Below are 15,009 nucleotides of genomic sequence, written 5' to 3'. Positions count from 1 at the left end.
AACCTGAATTTCAAGTTCCCCCCAGTTCATTACTTCGCGTAAATTATTCAGCGTCTGTCTCTGCTGCTTCTTCGTATGCAGCTTCCTCAGCCTCGCCCTGTTTTGCCTCGATAACTGCGTCTGCCATTTTGGAAACGATCAGTTTTACGGCACGGATAGCGTCGTCATTACCCGGAATTACATAGTCAAGCTCTTCCGGATCGCAGTTGGTATCGCAGATACCGATCAGCGGAATTCCCAGTGTATGAGCTTCCTGTACGCAGATTCTCTCTTTTTTCGGATCTACTACGAAGATAGCGTCCGGCAGTCTCTTCATTTCTTTGATACCGCCAAGGTTTTTCTGCAGTTTTGCAAGCTCTTTCTTTAACTCAATGACTTCTTTTTTCGGAAGAACTTCGAAGGTGCCATCCTGCTCCATGGTCTCGATTGCTTTCAGTCTTGCAATACGGCTCTGGATGGTTTTGAAGTTGGTCAGCATACCGCCGAGCCATCTCTCGTTTACATAGTACATTCCGCAGCGCTCTGCCTCAACAGCGATAGCGTCCTGAGCCTGTTTTTTGGTTCCTACGAAAAGGATTGTGCCGCCGTCTGCTGCGATGTCTGCAACAGCTTTGTATGCGTCATCTACCATTCCTACAGATTTCTGCAGGTCGATGATGTAGATACCATTACGCTCTGTGTAGATGTACGGAGCCATTTTAGGATTCCATCTTCTTGTCTGATGTCCGAAATGAACACCGGCTTCCAGTAACTGTTTCATTGAAATTACGCTCATTGTTTTATCTCCTTATGGTTTTATTCTTCCCCATGTTTTTTCACCTTGGAACCTGTTTTTCAAAAAACAGGCACCATCCTTGGTACCGCATGGGTGCTTATTGTGCAACAGTAAGATTGTATCACAGAGTTTTTTTCATGACAAGCATTTTTTTCGCGGATTCTGCGGTTTTTTTCTGTTATTTTTGTGTTTTTCCCTGTTTATCCTTTAAAAACAGATACCAGAACGTTCCGGCGCAGATTACCGCTTCCAAAAAGATGAACATCCATGCACCTGCCGGCGCTTTTTGGGTCATCCAGGATACGAACTGGCTCCGGTAAAGTCCCCAGATATTTTCTGCCATGTGCGCAAGAACCGGGGCAAGGAGTGTTCCGCACCGCTCATAAATAAGGATCAGAAGCACACTTACCACGGCTGCATAGACAAACTGCGTCACATTGCCGTGATATGCACCGAACAGCAGACATGATGCTGCGATGCCCCAGCCGGTTCCCCAGAAATCTTTTGCCCTGCGGTAAATCATGCCGCGGAAAACAATTTCCTCTGCGGCCGCGCTCAGCACACCCACGGACAGGATCAGAAGCAGCGGGTTCTGTCCTTCATAAATCTTTGATGCCATGTCCTGATAGCCGGAAAAGATTCTGGTAAAGCCGGTCACGTTCATGACAGTATTCAGGAGATGGCCGAAGGTCATAACCAGCAGAATACAGGCGGCTGCCTCTGCCGCACTCCACCGTTTTTCCGGTTTCGGGAACATGCCTTCATCTTTTTTGTACTGTTTCCAGAGAACCGGGATCGCCGCCAGACTGCCGATTGCTGATGCAAGAACGGATGTCGCGTGCATACGCTCTTCCAGATAACCGCCGGTCGTAAACGTCATCAGGATCAGCGCCAGAAGTACGGTTGCTCCGATCAGAAACAGTTCGTACGTCAGAAGCGGTTTTAAAAGACGCCATAGCTTCCGCTGGATAGGAATTACGATTTCCTCCGTTTTTGGCTCTGTTTTCGCTGTCCTTTTTTCTTTTATATTCTCTGCTTTTTTCTCTTTCGGCGCAAAGATTCCTGTTCCACTTTCTCCTCTTGTCAGCCACGGGATACGCTCCGGCTTCATTTTTTTGATGCGGTCGCGTCTTTTCTTCTCTTCTTTCGGATCCTCCGCCAGCAGTTTCAGTTCTTCCGGTGTATCACATACCTTTGCGGCACCTGCTGCCTCGAGTTCTTCTCTTCCGCCGTACCCATACGATACGCCGACACAGAGCAGTCCGTTTTCTCTTGCCCCGATTACGTCATAGCTTCTGTCACCAACCATCACCACGTCGGAACGGCTGTCTTCTGCTCCGAGTCGGCGCAGCGTCTCTGCGATGACTTCTCCTTTGTCGGTTCTGGTTTCGTTCATTTCTGAACCGGTTACTACGGTAAAATACTTTCTGATTTCGAAATGCTCCAGGATCTGCTCCACGTATTTTTCCGGTTTGGACGATGCTACCGCCAGAATTTTTCCCTTCTCTTTCAGATACGCCAGAACCTCCGGGATTCCCTCGTATACTTCATTTTCAAAAATGCCCTCTGCCTCGTACCGCTCCCGGTATTTTGTGATGGCCTGCTGTGCTTCTTCGCAGCCAAGGCCTGCAAAATTCATGAAAGATTCCAGAAGCGGCGGCCCCACGTAACAGTTCAGTTTTTCCAGATCCGGCTCTTCGATGCCAAAGGATGCCAGCGCATACTGTACACATCTTGTAATTCCAGGACCGGAATCGGTCAGGGTTCCGTCCAGATCAAATAATATCATATCTGACATACTCTTATTTCCTCTTTTACTTTTTTTATCGTATGACATGTCTTTTATTCTAGCATATCGAAATTAGAAATACAAACAAAACCGGATCAGGCTATTTTCTGCAGAGTGCACGCAGATAGCGGGTGGTCTGATTCTGAATTTCGGCAATGGCACGAATCAGGCTCCAGAGGCGCCTTAAGGACTGCCAGAGGCGGGTTCCTTTTGGTTTCTGGCTGGTTCTTTGGCTGACAAGTGTGGAAGTTTTTGGTTTCACGTTGACTTCCCACGGTTTCATGGTTCGAACAATGCCGTCTGCGCCACGCACTTTTACAGTGATACGGTTGTAGCCTTCGGAAAGACTCTCGGCTTTCAGACAGATTTTGTTTTCTTTCCATTCATATTCGGCTTCGGAGCCATTTACCATGCAGGAAAGAATTTCAGCCGTGTCGGCGGCTCCCTCGAGCAGAATTTCCGGGGTATAACCGGAATCTATTTCGACGCTGGTGTCGGCCGGGCGGATAATCAGGGGGTTCGGCGCTTCGAAATCTTCGTCTGCTATCTGTGATAATATGAAATCGGCGATGATCTGCGGCGGTATTTGAGATGGCTCCTCCCCAGCACTCTCAGATGGAGTTTCGACAGGCGGAGGACTGCTTTCTTCTGTTTGTAGCGGAATATCATCTGGATCTTGGGTCACCTCCTCGGGCGTGGCTGCAGCAACGGGCAGCTGTTCGTCTGTTTTGAGTTCTTCTTTCTCCGGAGACGATTGCCCGGGCTCCGTTTGTTCCTGCTTTTCTGTGTTTGACTTTCCGACATCCGGCATTACGGTAGGCTCCTCTTTTTCTGGTGCTTTTGTTTCCGAGGTTTGATTTTCTGACTCTTTTTCGGTTGACGGAGATTCCTGCTTCGTTTCTTCCATATCAGGCTTTTCCGGTTCCGGATCTTCTGGCATCAAATTTTCCGTTCTGGATTTTTCTGAACCTGTATCTTCATAATCTGGTTTTTCTGTGTCCATTTCTCCAAAATCCGTTCTCTCCGAATCTGACTCTTCTGTCTCTGATTCTTTTGTATCTGTTTCTTCACATCCTTCCTCTGATTCCGATTCCCCGGAACCCATATCTCCTGCCTCCGGCAATTCTTCTGGCTTCCCCGATTCTGAATCTTCCGAAATTTCTTCCTCCTCTTCTTCCCACCTTTCCGCTGGTTCTTTCTCCGGATCCGGAATTACCGTCGGGGGAAGCATTTTTTCTTCTCCTTCTTTCTCTTTCTTTCCGGTCTCTGCCGAATCTGTTTTCTCTTCCGGCGGCTCTGGTTCCTTCTCTGGTTTCTCTTCTATAGGCGGTTCTTCTTCTGACTTTTCGTCCGGCAGCAGTTCCTCCGGTCCGGCTTTCCCGTCTGCATCTGTCACATCACTGTTCTCGATGATTTCAGCTTCTAATTCCACGCTTTCCACCGCACTTGCGGCCTCGCCTGTCGTCTGCTGTGTCTCCGCGTGGACTTCGATTCCCTGGACGGCCAGGAATCCTGTCATCATTGCGCATATGGTCTTTTTTCTCATCCTGCTTCCTCCCATCTTTTTCTGATCTGCTGATAAAAAATGTCCTCCTCCATTCCCAGAATTTCTGCTGCCTCGTTGAGGTACTGTTCTGCTTTTTCCTGCATGTCGAACTGAAGTGCCAGCTCTGCAGCCCTGAGCAGATTTTTCCGCCGGTTTCCATCCTGTCTGCTGCACAGAAGCCGTTCGTAATAGAGAAAGCTCTCCTGGCACCAGTCCTGTTCTCTTTCCCCATCCCCGGATTTTCCGCCAAGATAGCACGCATCCGCCAGTCTCTGCCAGATAACCGCCTCCCACTGCCCCTCCATATTCTCGCCTGCGGCCTTTTCCAGCACTTCGATTCCTTTCCGCATGGCGTCTGTGTCATTTTCACGCGCCAGTTCTTCGGAAAAACTGAAATACATTCCTGCAACAGCAAGATATCTGCGGCAGCGTTTTTCTTTTTCCGGCTCCTGCTGCGTGTCATCATAAAATTCAGCCAGCAATGGCTCCATCTGCATTTTTTCCCTTGCCGCATCATCCGCCAGACAGTATTCCACAAGTTCCTGCTCCACACGCCCCGCCTGACTGAGATGGTCTGCCTTTAAGAACGCTTCCCGCGCTTTCTGGTAGTTCGGCAGACTGCCTTCTTCCACCGGATTTCCGCAGAACCAGAGATCTCCCTGCTCCTCCCATTCGTCTGCCGCCGGAAACTGCCCCCATGGCATCCTGCTGGCAACTGCAGCCGCTCCTCCTGTCAGAAAAGCAAAAACTGCAAAGATCCGCAGAGTCTTCCTGCCTTTTTGCTTTCTTTCCAGCCGCCGCAGTGCCTTTTTGACTTCTCCGGCAGACGCATACCGCTCCTCCGGCTTTTTCTGCATACATTTTTCCATCACCCGCCAGAGTCCTCTTTTCTGCCGCTTTTTCGCATGCTTCGCCATTGCCGCAAGCAGTGCGCCGAGTGCATAAAGATCGGAACGGGCGTCACACTTCCCGTCATACTGCTCCGGCGCTGCATAACCGCGGGTTCCATAACGGACTTCCACACCCGTTTCTTCTGTTCCGGCTGCACCGAAATCCACAAGGTATATTTCACCACGCTCTGTTATCATCACGTTGTCCGGCTTCAGATCCCGGTAGAAAACCGGCGGGTTCTGTGCATGGAGATAACAGAGAATCCCGCTCAGGGCAATTCCCGTTTTCAGAATTTCCCGGCTGGAAAACCGTTCTCCCTTACGCATACGCTGTCCGATAGATTTTCCGTTTACAGCTTCCATCACCAGAAAGCTTTTTGTCCCACTTTCCAGAAGTTCCACCGCACAGGGAATCCCGGGATATGAAAACTTCTGTAAAAGAAACGCTTCCCGGCGCAGTTTTTCCCTGTCACATATACTTACCTTGACTGCATACCGCTTTCCGGATCCAGTTTTCTCTGCAAGATAAACGACAGACGTTGCCCCTCTTCCGAGCACTGACAGCAGGCGATACTTCCCTCCCGGAAGTTCTACTTTTCCAATGATCCCGCCTCCTCTTTTTACGTCAAAGTGTTTGTCAGTCCGATATTCTGTTTTTGTACATGGATATAAATTGAGCCGAATGGCTCTTCGATAGAGTAATATAGAATCGATTTTTCAGGACGAATGTCCAAGCGGATGAAAAATCGTGATGTAAGTATAACACAACAGCCGCCGTTTCCGCAAGAACTACAGAAGCCGACGGCTGCCAAAAAAATCGCCTGTTTTTTATCTATTTTTTCCCTCTTGACTCCGCGCAACGCCAGATTGCTCCGCACTTCGTGCTCCCGCAATCTTCAAAAATATTCGTAATCCGCTCATTTTTCTTCGAAAAATGGCTACTTACTCATATTTTTTCGGGTCTCAAGCTCAAAAATCCTCCTGCAAGCAAGCTTGCGTCGGACTTTTAAGTTTGATCCCCTGGCGTTTTACATCCGTTCCGGTGCCGAGAATCCCAGCAGGTCGATGCAGGTCTCAAGTACCTCGCGGACAAGATCCAGCAGTGCCAGGTAAGATGCTTTTCTTGCCTCATCCTGCTCACTTAAGATCTTGGTCTCGTGGTAGAAGTGATTGAACTCGTTTGCAAGCTCGTAGATATAAGCACAGATCTTATGCGGTGCTTTCTCCTCGAATGCGTTCTCCACAACGCCGTTGAAACGGGATACGGAAAGCATCAGAGCTTTCTCGCTGTCGCTCTTCGGTGCCAGAAGTGCGCCTTTCTTCAGTTCATTTCCCTCTTCTTTATATTTTCCGAGGATGGATTTTGTACGAACGATCGTGTACAGGATGTACGGACCGGTGTTTCCCTCGAAGGAAGTAAATCTCTCAACATCGAATACATAATCTTTCGATGCCTGGTTGGACAGGTCACCGTATTTAATAGCAGACAGTCCGACAATCTGTGCCGTTCCTCTTGCATCCGTATCTTTTACGCTGCGGTTCTCCACGATCTTCTGATACATCTCATCGTTGATCTCGCCGATCAGACGCTCCAGACGCATAACGCCGCCCTCACGGGTCTTGAACGGTTTTCCGTCTTTTCCGTTCATGGTACCAAAGCCGATAAAGGAAAGAACGGTATCATCATTCACCAGTTTTGCTTTTCTTGCACAGCGGAAACACTGTACGAAGTGAAGCTCCTGACGTTTGTCTGCCAGATAGCAGATCTCGTCCGGCTTGTACAGTTTCATACGCTGGATGATGGTTGCCAGGTCTGTCGTATCATACAGAGCTGCTCCATCGGATTTTAAGATCATGCACGGCGGGATCTCTTTTGTGTCTGTCTCTTCTTTGACATCAACAACGAGTGCGCCCTGGTCATAATGTGCATAACCATTGTCTTTCAGGTAATCTACCATGTCCGGAATGTACTCCTGTGCATCGGACTCACCCATCCACAGATCGAAATGAACGTCGAGGTTTCCATAGTTCTTTTTCAGATCGGCAACAGAAACGTTCATAATGTGTTTCCAGATCGCACGATATCCTCTTCTGCCCTGCTGCAGCTCTCTCGTTGCCTCGAGTGCACGTTTCTTATAGTCCTCGTCCTCTTTCGATTTGCCGCTTGCGCAAGGATAAATCTCCTCGAGCTCGCTGATCGTAAACGGTGCTTCCTCCGGGTACTCTCCCGTAAAGGACTCATCAAAATAAACAAGCTCCGGATGGCGCTCCTGCAGCTCGGTGATGATCAGTCCCATCTGCAGACCCCAGTCTCCAAGATGAACGTCACCGATCATGTTGTGGCCCATGAAGCGTCCCATACGCTTGATGCTCTCGCCGATGATCGCGGAACGGAGATGGCCGACGTGAAGCGGTTTTGCCACGTTTGCTCCGCCGTAATCTACAATGATGGTTTTCGGATTTTTTGCTTTCTCTACAGAAAGCTCTTCATCGTTCTGCATTTTGGAAAGATAATCTGCCAGAAATTCCGGGTTGATTTTCAGGTTGATGAATCCCGGTTTTACGGCTTCAATTTCACCGATCACGCTGTGATCGGTCACTTTTTCTACAACTGCTTCAGCCAGCTGGATCGGTGCTTTGTGGTATGCTTTTGCAGCTGCCATTGCGCCGTTGCACTGGTATTCGCACAGATCCGGGCGGTTGGAAACGGAAACCCTTGCATAGGACGGGTCCATCTCCGCAGCGGTAAAGGCTTTTACCAGCTCTTCCTGGATAAGATCGATCAGTTTTTTCATAATGTTTCCCTCATTTTCTTCTTTACTGCAGAATCATCTGTTCTGCGTTTTGTTTCCGCGCGCTGCGCCGGGCTTCTTCCTCTTCTTTGATGCCGCTTTTCTGATAACAGTACTGGATGATATCTCTTCTTCGGATGATGCCGATGAAGATTCCCTCGTCATCCACAACTGGAACAAAATTCTGCCGCATGGACATCTCGATCAGGTCCTCGATGTTGCTGTTGATGTTGACGGACTCATAATTCCACCGTTTCGGAACCTGCCAGAGCGGGATATCCTCTGCTTCATGGTAATTCAGCAGATACCGTTCTTTTATGATGCGGAGCAGATCTCCTTCCGTCAGTGTTCCCACATAGCAGCCCTTTTTGTTCAGTACCGGAACCGCCGTGTATTTATGATATTCGATCTTCTCGATGGCCTGCCGAAGTGAGCAGTCGTCATACAGATAAGCCGTTTCACTTTTCGGTGTGATAAAAAACAAAATATTCATTCGCGTATACTCCTTTTCGTTGGTCATACTCTTGTTTGATTATACCATAAACGAATGTGAAATGTCTTTGAATCTTTCTTATATTTTCATAAACATACCGAATCCGAAACTCGAATGCCTCTTTGCTGTGCCGCAAATTGCGCTTATTTTCCAGTATAACCGACTTTCCGCAAAAAGTAAAGATCTTAAGTTTCATCCGCACACGCCGCACAAAAAATCCGCACGGATCCAGCACCTACGCTGTGCCCGCACGGATTTTTCAACTCTTTTTTGTTCTATTCTCTTCGCAGCGCATCGATCGGATTCAGATTTGCTGCTTTTACCGACGGCAGCAGTCCGAATACGATACCGATCACCATGGAGAATACCACGGAGAAGATGATCGCCGGAATGCTGATTGCCACAGGCGTCTGTGATACTCTCGAGATCACCTGCGCCATGATGATGCCGCCCAGTACACCGAGCAGTCCGCCGATGCTGGTAAGCACTGCCGCCTCGGTCAGGAACTGGAACAGAATTCTGCGTTTTCTTGCTCCGATCGCCTTTTTCAGGCCGATCTCGCTTGTACGTTCCGTTACAGATACCAGCATAATATTCATAACACCGATACCGCCGACCAGAAGCGAAATGCTCGCGATCCAGATCAGCTGCTGGTTCGTGCTCTGGCCTAACTCCTGCAGACTCTTTGCTTTCTCCAGCAGATCCTCTGCCTGATAGGAAAGAGAATCAGTTGTATTGGTCACGGATTCGTTCATGATATCCGCTGTTGTCTTTCCCACCGTGCTCATATCCTCGGTCGTTTTTGCCATCACAACGGCATTTTCCGGTTCATCATACTGGAATACGATCGGCCAGCAGACATCCGGCATCAGCACCAGCGGATAGGATTCCTGATTGTACGTATAGTAGTCATCTCTGGAATTGATGACCGGCTGGAACGAATCGGCTTTTTTGATCACGCCGATCACCGTGAACGGCTCTCCCATGATCTCGATCGTTTTGCCGACCGGCGACTCATCCGGGAAGAGTGTCAGCACTGCGGTATCGTCGAGGAGGACAACTTTGTGGATCTTCGAGAAATCGCTCTCCACAAAGCCGCGTCCCTGATAAATCTGATATCCGCACGTCGACAGATAATTTTCATCCACGCCAAGCGCCTTCGCACTGTCCAGTGTTGTGTTTCCTTTTGCGATGCCGCTCACATACGTTCTTTCGGTGTAAAACGATGCATTTTCCACCTGATCCTGCTCACGGATCCGCTTTTTCTGATCATCGGACAGTTTCGACACGCCGCTTGGCAGTCCGTTGTCCATCCAGTAATCGCCGTCGCCCTGCTTTAAACTGACGGTCACGTTGTTGTTTCCGGCTCCGATCAGGTTCTGTTTGATCTGCTCATTCGTTCCCTTGATCGTGGAGACAATTGAGATGATCGACGCAATTCCGATGATAATGCCCAGCATCGTCAGGAAGGAACGCATTTTGTGTGACCAGATTCCCTGAAAGGAAAGTCTTACATTTTCTAACATAATGCGCCTCCTTAACTGTTGTAATAATCCGATGAACTGGATTCCTTCGTGTCTGCGCCTTCCACCACGGTTTTGCCGTACGGAAATGCAATGTAATCCTCTTCGGAAAGACCGCTCTTCACTTCGTAATAACTGCCCCACAGAAGTTTTCCGGTTACCACATTCTGTTTCTTTAATTTATCATTTTCATCCCGGATATAAACGAATTTCTGTCCGTTTTCCTCGCGGATGAATTCTTTGCTGACGTACAGGCCGTTGCCGTTTTCTACATCGTTTCCGACAGTGATTGCAATCTCGATCCAGTCACCGTTTTCAAAACCTTCTCCGCCTTCCGGGATAACGGCTGTGAACGGATAGAAGGAGGCTGGTGTCTCGCTGTACGACATGTAGCTTGTTGTCGGGTACGGAGAAATCTCGGTTACGGTTGCCGCTGCAAAAGCACCCGAAGACCAAGAAGTCACGTTGAGTTCATCGCCGACTTTTACCTGATCGAGATACGTCTCGCTTAAGTAGCCGCGCACGTACAGACCTTCGTTTCCACTGACCTGGATAAAGGCGCTTCCGTCGTTGGACGGGTTTTCTGCATTTCCAACCTTCTTTACCACACCGCTGATCGTCGCTTTTACGGTCTGGGAATCCAGGGATTTCTGCGTATTTTTGACTTTGAGTTCCTCTTCCTTCTGATCCAGCTTCAGATTACGGATCTGGCTTTCTTTTTCGCTGATGGCTTTTTTCAACTCATCTTTTGTGTAGGTCATCTGGGTATCATCACCGGAAGAAGTATTGTTATTTGCGCTGCTTCCTGTGGATGATGTAAAGAGGGACTGTACCGATGCTTTTTCACCGTAGAATACGGTTTTTGCTGTCGTCTGCACTGCTTCCGGCACATCTTCGCTCTGCGGTTCCGCTTCCGGTTCTGCCGGGGCTTCGGTTGGCGTCGGCGTTTCCGTCGGAACTGGGGTCTCGCTCGGCACCGGAATTTCTGTTGGAACCGGCTCTGTGGTCGGAATCGGTGTTGTACTTGGTTCCGGGCTGACGGTCGGCTCTGGAGTTACACTCGGTCCCGGCGTAACGCTCGGGGTCGGAGTTACACTTGGTGTCGGGGTAATCGTTCCTTCTTTTACCGCCACATTTGCAGTGCTGACTGCCATGGAAGTACCCTTGTCATTTTTCGCTGTCACTTCTACTGTATAGATTCCGGCATCCTCTTTTGTGATGTTTTCTTTTGTGTAAGTATCCTTAAAATCTCCGTCGATTGTCTTTCCGTTGTGTTTCCAGACGTATGTGTAAGTGACATCCGTTTCGGTGTTTTCCGTGGAATCGTCTGCCTCACCGCTTCCATTTCCGGCTTCACCCGGCTGTGTCACATCGTCCTCGGACGGACTCTCGGTTCTATCATCCGTTTTATCGTCGGCTTTCTCATCCGGCTTCTCTTCGGTATCTTTCTTCTCATTGATTCCGATTTTCAGCTTCAGCTCGCCGCCCTCTGCCACCTCTGTGTTGGCAAGCGGCGTGGTGATTTTTATTTCCGGTGCATCCGCCGATTCGGATTCTTTCAGACTCAGGACTGCTTCATACGAAGTCTCGTATGCTTTCGCAATTTTCGTTCCATCCTGCTCCCACACGGTTTCCAGCGCCTCTGCGGCTTTGTTTTCCTCATGAATCTCCAGGCGAAACCAGTATCCTTCGCTGTCCTCTTCTTTTTTCGTTCCCTTTTCATCCGCGTATCCTGCCATCTGATTCAGGAATCCGCCTGTCAGGACTGTTCCCGGTGCGCAGAGATAGGTGTATGGGTCTTCCTGCGTTCCTTCTCCTTTGTATGGTTTGGAACCAAATACAAGCTTATTCGTACTGCTATACAGAACAGCATCCTCGTACGTCGGCTCCGGTTCTGGGGTCGGAATCGGTTCGTCCGGGAAATCCGGATCGATGGGTTCATCTGGAAAATCCGGGAAATCCGGGAAATCCGGCTCCACCGGATTCAGCGGCGTATCCGATACCGGTTTTGTCTTTTTCAGCTTTTCCAGTTCTTTTTCACTCTGCTGGATTTTCAGCTTTGTCTGTGCAAGCTGTAACTGCTGCGTTTCCAGATCCAGCTCAATCATGCTGGTATCGTATGTCATCAGCGTGTCTCCGGCATTTACCACATCGCCCTCTTTGACGAGAACCTGGGAAATGGTCTGGCTGTCGGAAAGATAGATGTTCTGGGAAGCCGTCGAGGTGATCTGGCCTTCCATGTTCATGCTGTCTCCCCAGTATCCACTCGTAAAGTCACTGACCGGATACACTTTTACGGTTGTCTTCTGCGCCTGGCGAATCCCATAATAGCCGCCGACACTTACGCCACCCACGGCAACCGCTGTCACGACTGCAATCGCTGCTTTCTTTGCGGCTTTTCCTTTTTTCATGCTTCGGCCACCTCCTTCGATTTCATCATTCCGTCGCGGATCTCCACGGTGCGCTGTGCCATCGATGCGATCTCCGCGTCATGCGTAATCATCAAGATGCTGACTCCCTCGTCGTTCAGGCTCTGGAACAGCTCCATGACCTGCTCGCCGGAATGGGAGTCGAGCGCTCCGGTCGGCTCATCAGCCAGCAGAATTTTCGGATGGTTGACGATCGCTCTTGCAATCGCCACACGCTGTTTCTGTCCGCCGGAGAGCTGGGTCGGTTTGAAACTCATACGGTCGCCGAGCCCCACCCGCTCGAGGGCAATCGCTGCCCGCTCTCTTCTCTCTTTTTTCGGCACGCCCGCGTACGTCAACGGCAGGCATACATTTTCCATTGCGCTCTGTCTTGCAAGGAGTTGGAAGTTCTGGAAGACAAAGCCGATTTTCTGCAGGCGGATGTCCGACATCTGATTGTCACTGCATTTGCTGATGTCCTGTCCGTCGAGGATCAGCCGTCCGCTCGTCGCCTGGTCGAGACAGCCGACAATATTCATCAGTGTTGTTTTTCCGGAACCGGAAGGACCCATGATCGCAACGTACTCGCCTTCTTCCATGGAGAAGTTGATGTTTTTCAGAACCGGAACCGGGATTTTGCCCTGCATATATTCTTTACAGATATTCTCTAATTCCAGAATCACGGCTGCACCTCCCCGTCATCTGCTGATCCGGCTTCCTGTGTGTCTGCCGGTTCTGCCTTACCATTGTCGGCGCCGCCGATCACGTTCGTTGTATCTTCCTCACCGCTGTACTCTGCGCCGTCCATGGTATTGTCAACCATGCCGTTTTCATCCTGCGTCATACCGTCGTCGACCATTCCATCGTCGTTGTCAAGCATACCGTCATCCACCATTCCGTCATCCTCGCCGCCGGCCGGATTGCTCTGTCCCAGTGATCCGTCGGTGCTGACTACGGTCTTCATCCCTTCTTCCAGACCGTCCTCCGGGAAGGTGATTGCATCATCTTCTGCAAGGCCGTCGGTGATCTGATATTCCATCATATTTTCATCGTGTGTTCCAAGGGTTACGCTTCGTTTTTCCAGTTTGCCTTTTCCATTATCGGCCCAGACGTAAGGATTGCTGTCGACATCGTTGATAAAGGAGTCAGACAGCCAGATTCCTGTTTTGACTTCCTGCTGGCCGACATCCGGCTCTACGTAAACGTGCTGACCGAGCATCAGGCCATTTGTTCCATCGAGCTGTACATAAAACGGATAGTTGCTTGACTGCGTCATACCGTCTCCCGAACTGCTGTAAACGTTATTGCTTCCTGTCCGTGCATTTTCCCGATCAATCTTTGTCACGGTTCCGGTCCAGGTCTGATTCTCATCTACACGAGAATGCACGATCACCTGGCTTCCTTCGGTAATCGAACCGTCGCTCATATTCTGTTCATTGATCTGGCCTTTTACACGGAAATCTCCCGTTGCAAGAACGGTCAGGAAGGAATTGTCGGAGTTGTCACCGGAGTAAGCGCCGGCGCTGCTGTCATCGTTGTTGATTGATTTTACAACACCTGCGATTTCGCTGATCACGGTCGCATTGGTGATGTTATCGTTTAATTTATCAATCTCCGCCTGTTTTGATTTTCCTTCATATTCTTTTTTCTTTAAATCCAGCTCCGCTTCCTGAATTTCCAGTGTGATGCTTGCCTGCTGGTCTTTTGATGCCTGCTTTTTGTCTTTGTAAAGCTGGTCGATATTGGTATTCATACTTGAAAGTTCATTGTTTATACGTTCCAGATCCAGCTGCGCCTGCTCGAGGTCACTCTGGAATTTCTCGGTATCGTAGGAGAACAGCGGTGTTCCGACCTGAACCTCCTGACCGACTTCCACATAAACTTCCTTTACCTTTTTCTCGCTGTTTTTCTCTACCTTCCAGGTATTTTCCGACTCCACAACACCGGCATAGCGGTTTTCCATTCCATTTCCGGTTCCCAGATTGGTCAGGGCTTTTACAGTATTGACATAGACGACGTTATCGTCCTCTTTTGTACCGTTTCCAAGGAAATGCCATGTCACTCCCCCTCCGGCTGCCGCCAGCACTGCGACTGCACACACAATCGCGATTACTTTTTTCTTCATATGCTTCCTCCCACTTTTCTATTTTACAAATTAATTTTCTGCTTTCCCAAGTTAGTTCTATCGTATCACATTTTGTTTTTTGTTTTCTTACTTTTTCCTTACTCTTTTTTTAGCAAATACTGGCTTTTTCTGAAAATAGATTTTTGTTTTTGTCATTAAAAACCTGCCTCCGTGTTTATGACGGAAAGCAGGTTTTCTTTCGAATCTGTTAGATTTTATTTTTTATGCTACAAGTTTCATCTCCCGCAGAATGCGGTATACGAGATAACAGACCAGCGCTGCACAGACCAGTTTGAACAGAAGCGGAACGACGGCGAACACGATTTTAAATCCAAGCCAGATCACGCCGATCGGGAGAAGAATAGTGGCGCATGCGCCGAGGACTTTTCCTCCAAATTTCAGCAGCAGTCCAACGATCCCAAATAGAATTCCAATTCCGCAGAGCAGACCAAAACAGGTTGCCAGCATGACTAATGTAACTAACATCGTGATTCCTCCTTGTCCTTTTCTCTATGTGTTCCACTTGCTGTGGATGTTTCCGTATCTTTCTTACAAACCATATTGTAGCACTTTTTTCCAGCAAAACAACGGGGAAGACGTGGAAGAATTTCTTAAGTTTTTCTTTACACCGATCGAGTGAAACCTAAAAAAGGACAGACAACGCTGCA

11 protein-coding genes are annotated in these 15,009 nt (G+C 49.1%); all 11 read right to left on the bottom strand.

The genetic code is table 11. From position 1 onward, the window contains the following. Window positions 1-43: 43 nt before the first annotated feature. The 11 genes from rpsB to DW915_RS04780 all read right to left on the bottom strand — a co-directional run bounded on the left by rpsB (window position 44) and on the right by DW915_RS04780 (window position 14,827). Window positions 44-775 (bottom strand): 30S ribosomal protein S2, encoded by a 732-nt coding sequence (gene rpsB, locus DW915_RS04830; protein WP_022461152.1) that lies wholly within the window; start codon window positions 773-775, stop codon window positions 44-46. A 178-nt stretch (window positions 776-953) separates the two neighbouring features. Then, a complete protein-coding gene (locus DW915_RS16325; RefSeq protein ID WP_117801725.1) occupies window positions 954-2,573 on the bottom strand; it encodes an HAD hydrolase-like protein in 1,620 nt (539 codons plus the stop codon). 91 nt (window positions 2,574-2,664) lie between these two features. Further along, the gene (locus DW915_RS04820; protein WP_118741690.1) at window positions 2,665-4,110 is read right to left on the bottom strand and encodes a hypothetical protein; all 1,446 of its coding nucleotides are present in this window, start codon (window positions 4,108-4,110) and stop codon (window positions 2,665-2,667) included. Continuing rightward, window positions 4,107-5,564: a serine/threonine-protein kinase gene (locus DW915_RS04815; protein ID WP_279220259.1), complete on the bottom strand. Its 1,458-nt coding sequence runs from the start codon at window positions 5,562-5,564 to the stop codon at window positions 4,107-4,109. Before DW915_RS04815 ends, DW915_RS04820 begins: the two co-directional genes overlap by 4 nt. Window positions 5,565-6,028: 464 nt before the next feature. Further along, a complete protein-coding gene (gene argS / locus DW915_RS04810; protein WP_117509243.1) occupies window positions 6,029-7,795 on the bottom strand; it encodes an arginine--tRNA ligase in 1,767 nt (588 codons plus the stop codon). A gap of 22 nt (window positions 7,796-7,817) precedes the next feature. After that, window positions 7,818-8,285 (bottom strand): CBS domain-containing protein, encoded by a 468-nt coding sequence (locus DW915_RS04805; protein ID WP_022461147.1) that lies wholly within the window; start codon window positions 8,283-8,285, stop codon window positions 7,818-7,820. Between the two features lie 275 nt (window positions 8,286-8,560). Continuing rightward, window positions 8,561-9,811 carry an ABC transporter permease gene (locus DW915_RS04800; protein ID WP_022461146.1) on the bottom strand — a complete coding sequence of 417 codons (1,251 nt, stop codon included), beginning with the start codon at window positions 9,809-9,811 and terminating at the stop codon, window positions 8,561-8,563. 11 nt (window positions 9,812-9,822) lie between these two features. After that, entirely contained in the window at window positions 9,823-12,219 is a 2,397-nt protein-coding gene (locus tag DW915_RS04795) for an efflux RND transporter periplasmic adaptor subunit (RefSeq protein WP_118741688.1), read from the bottom strand. Beyond that, window positions 12,216-12,899 carry an ABC transporter ATP-binding protein gene (locus DW915_RS04790; protein ID WP_117801729.1) on the bottom strand — a complete coding sequence of 228 codons (684 nt, stop codon included), beginning with the start codon at window positions 12,897-12,899 and terminating at the stop codon, window positions 12,216-12,218. The genes DW915_RS04795 and DW915_RS04790 overlap by 4 nt, the downstream gene beginning before the upstream one ends. Further along, window positions 12,896-14,341 (bottom strand): efflux RND transporter periplasmic adaptor subunit, encoded by a 1,446-nt coding sequence (locus tag DW915_RS04785; protein WP_118741687.1) that lies wholly within the window; start codon window positions 14,339-14,341, stop codon window positions 12,896-12,898. Before DW915_RS04785 ends, DW915_RS04790 begins: the two co-directional genes overlap by 4 nt. Window positions 14,342-14,563: 222 nt before the next feature. Continuing rightward, window positions 14,564-14,827, bottom strand: coding sequence for a hypothetical protein (locus DW915_RS04780; protein WP_147398416.1), 264 nt, complete (start codon window positions 14,825-14,827; stop codon window positions 14,564-14,566). Between the last annotated feature and the right edge of the window lie 182 nt (window positions 14,828-15,009).

This window comes from Blautia sp. AM42-2, assembly GCF_003480245.1.
Classification (GTDB): domain Bacteria; phylum Bacillota; class Clostridia; order Lachnospirales; family Lachnospiraceae; genus Fusicatenibacter; species Fusicatenibacter saccharivorans.
Note: the sequence above shows the minus strand (reverse complement) of the source record. Positions and strands in the feature narration are given on the sequence as shown.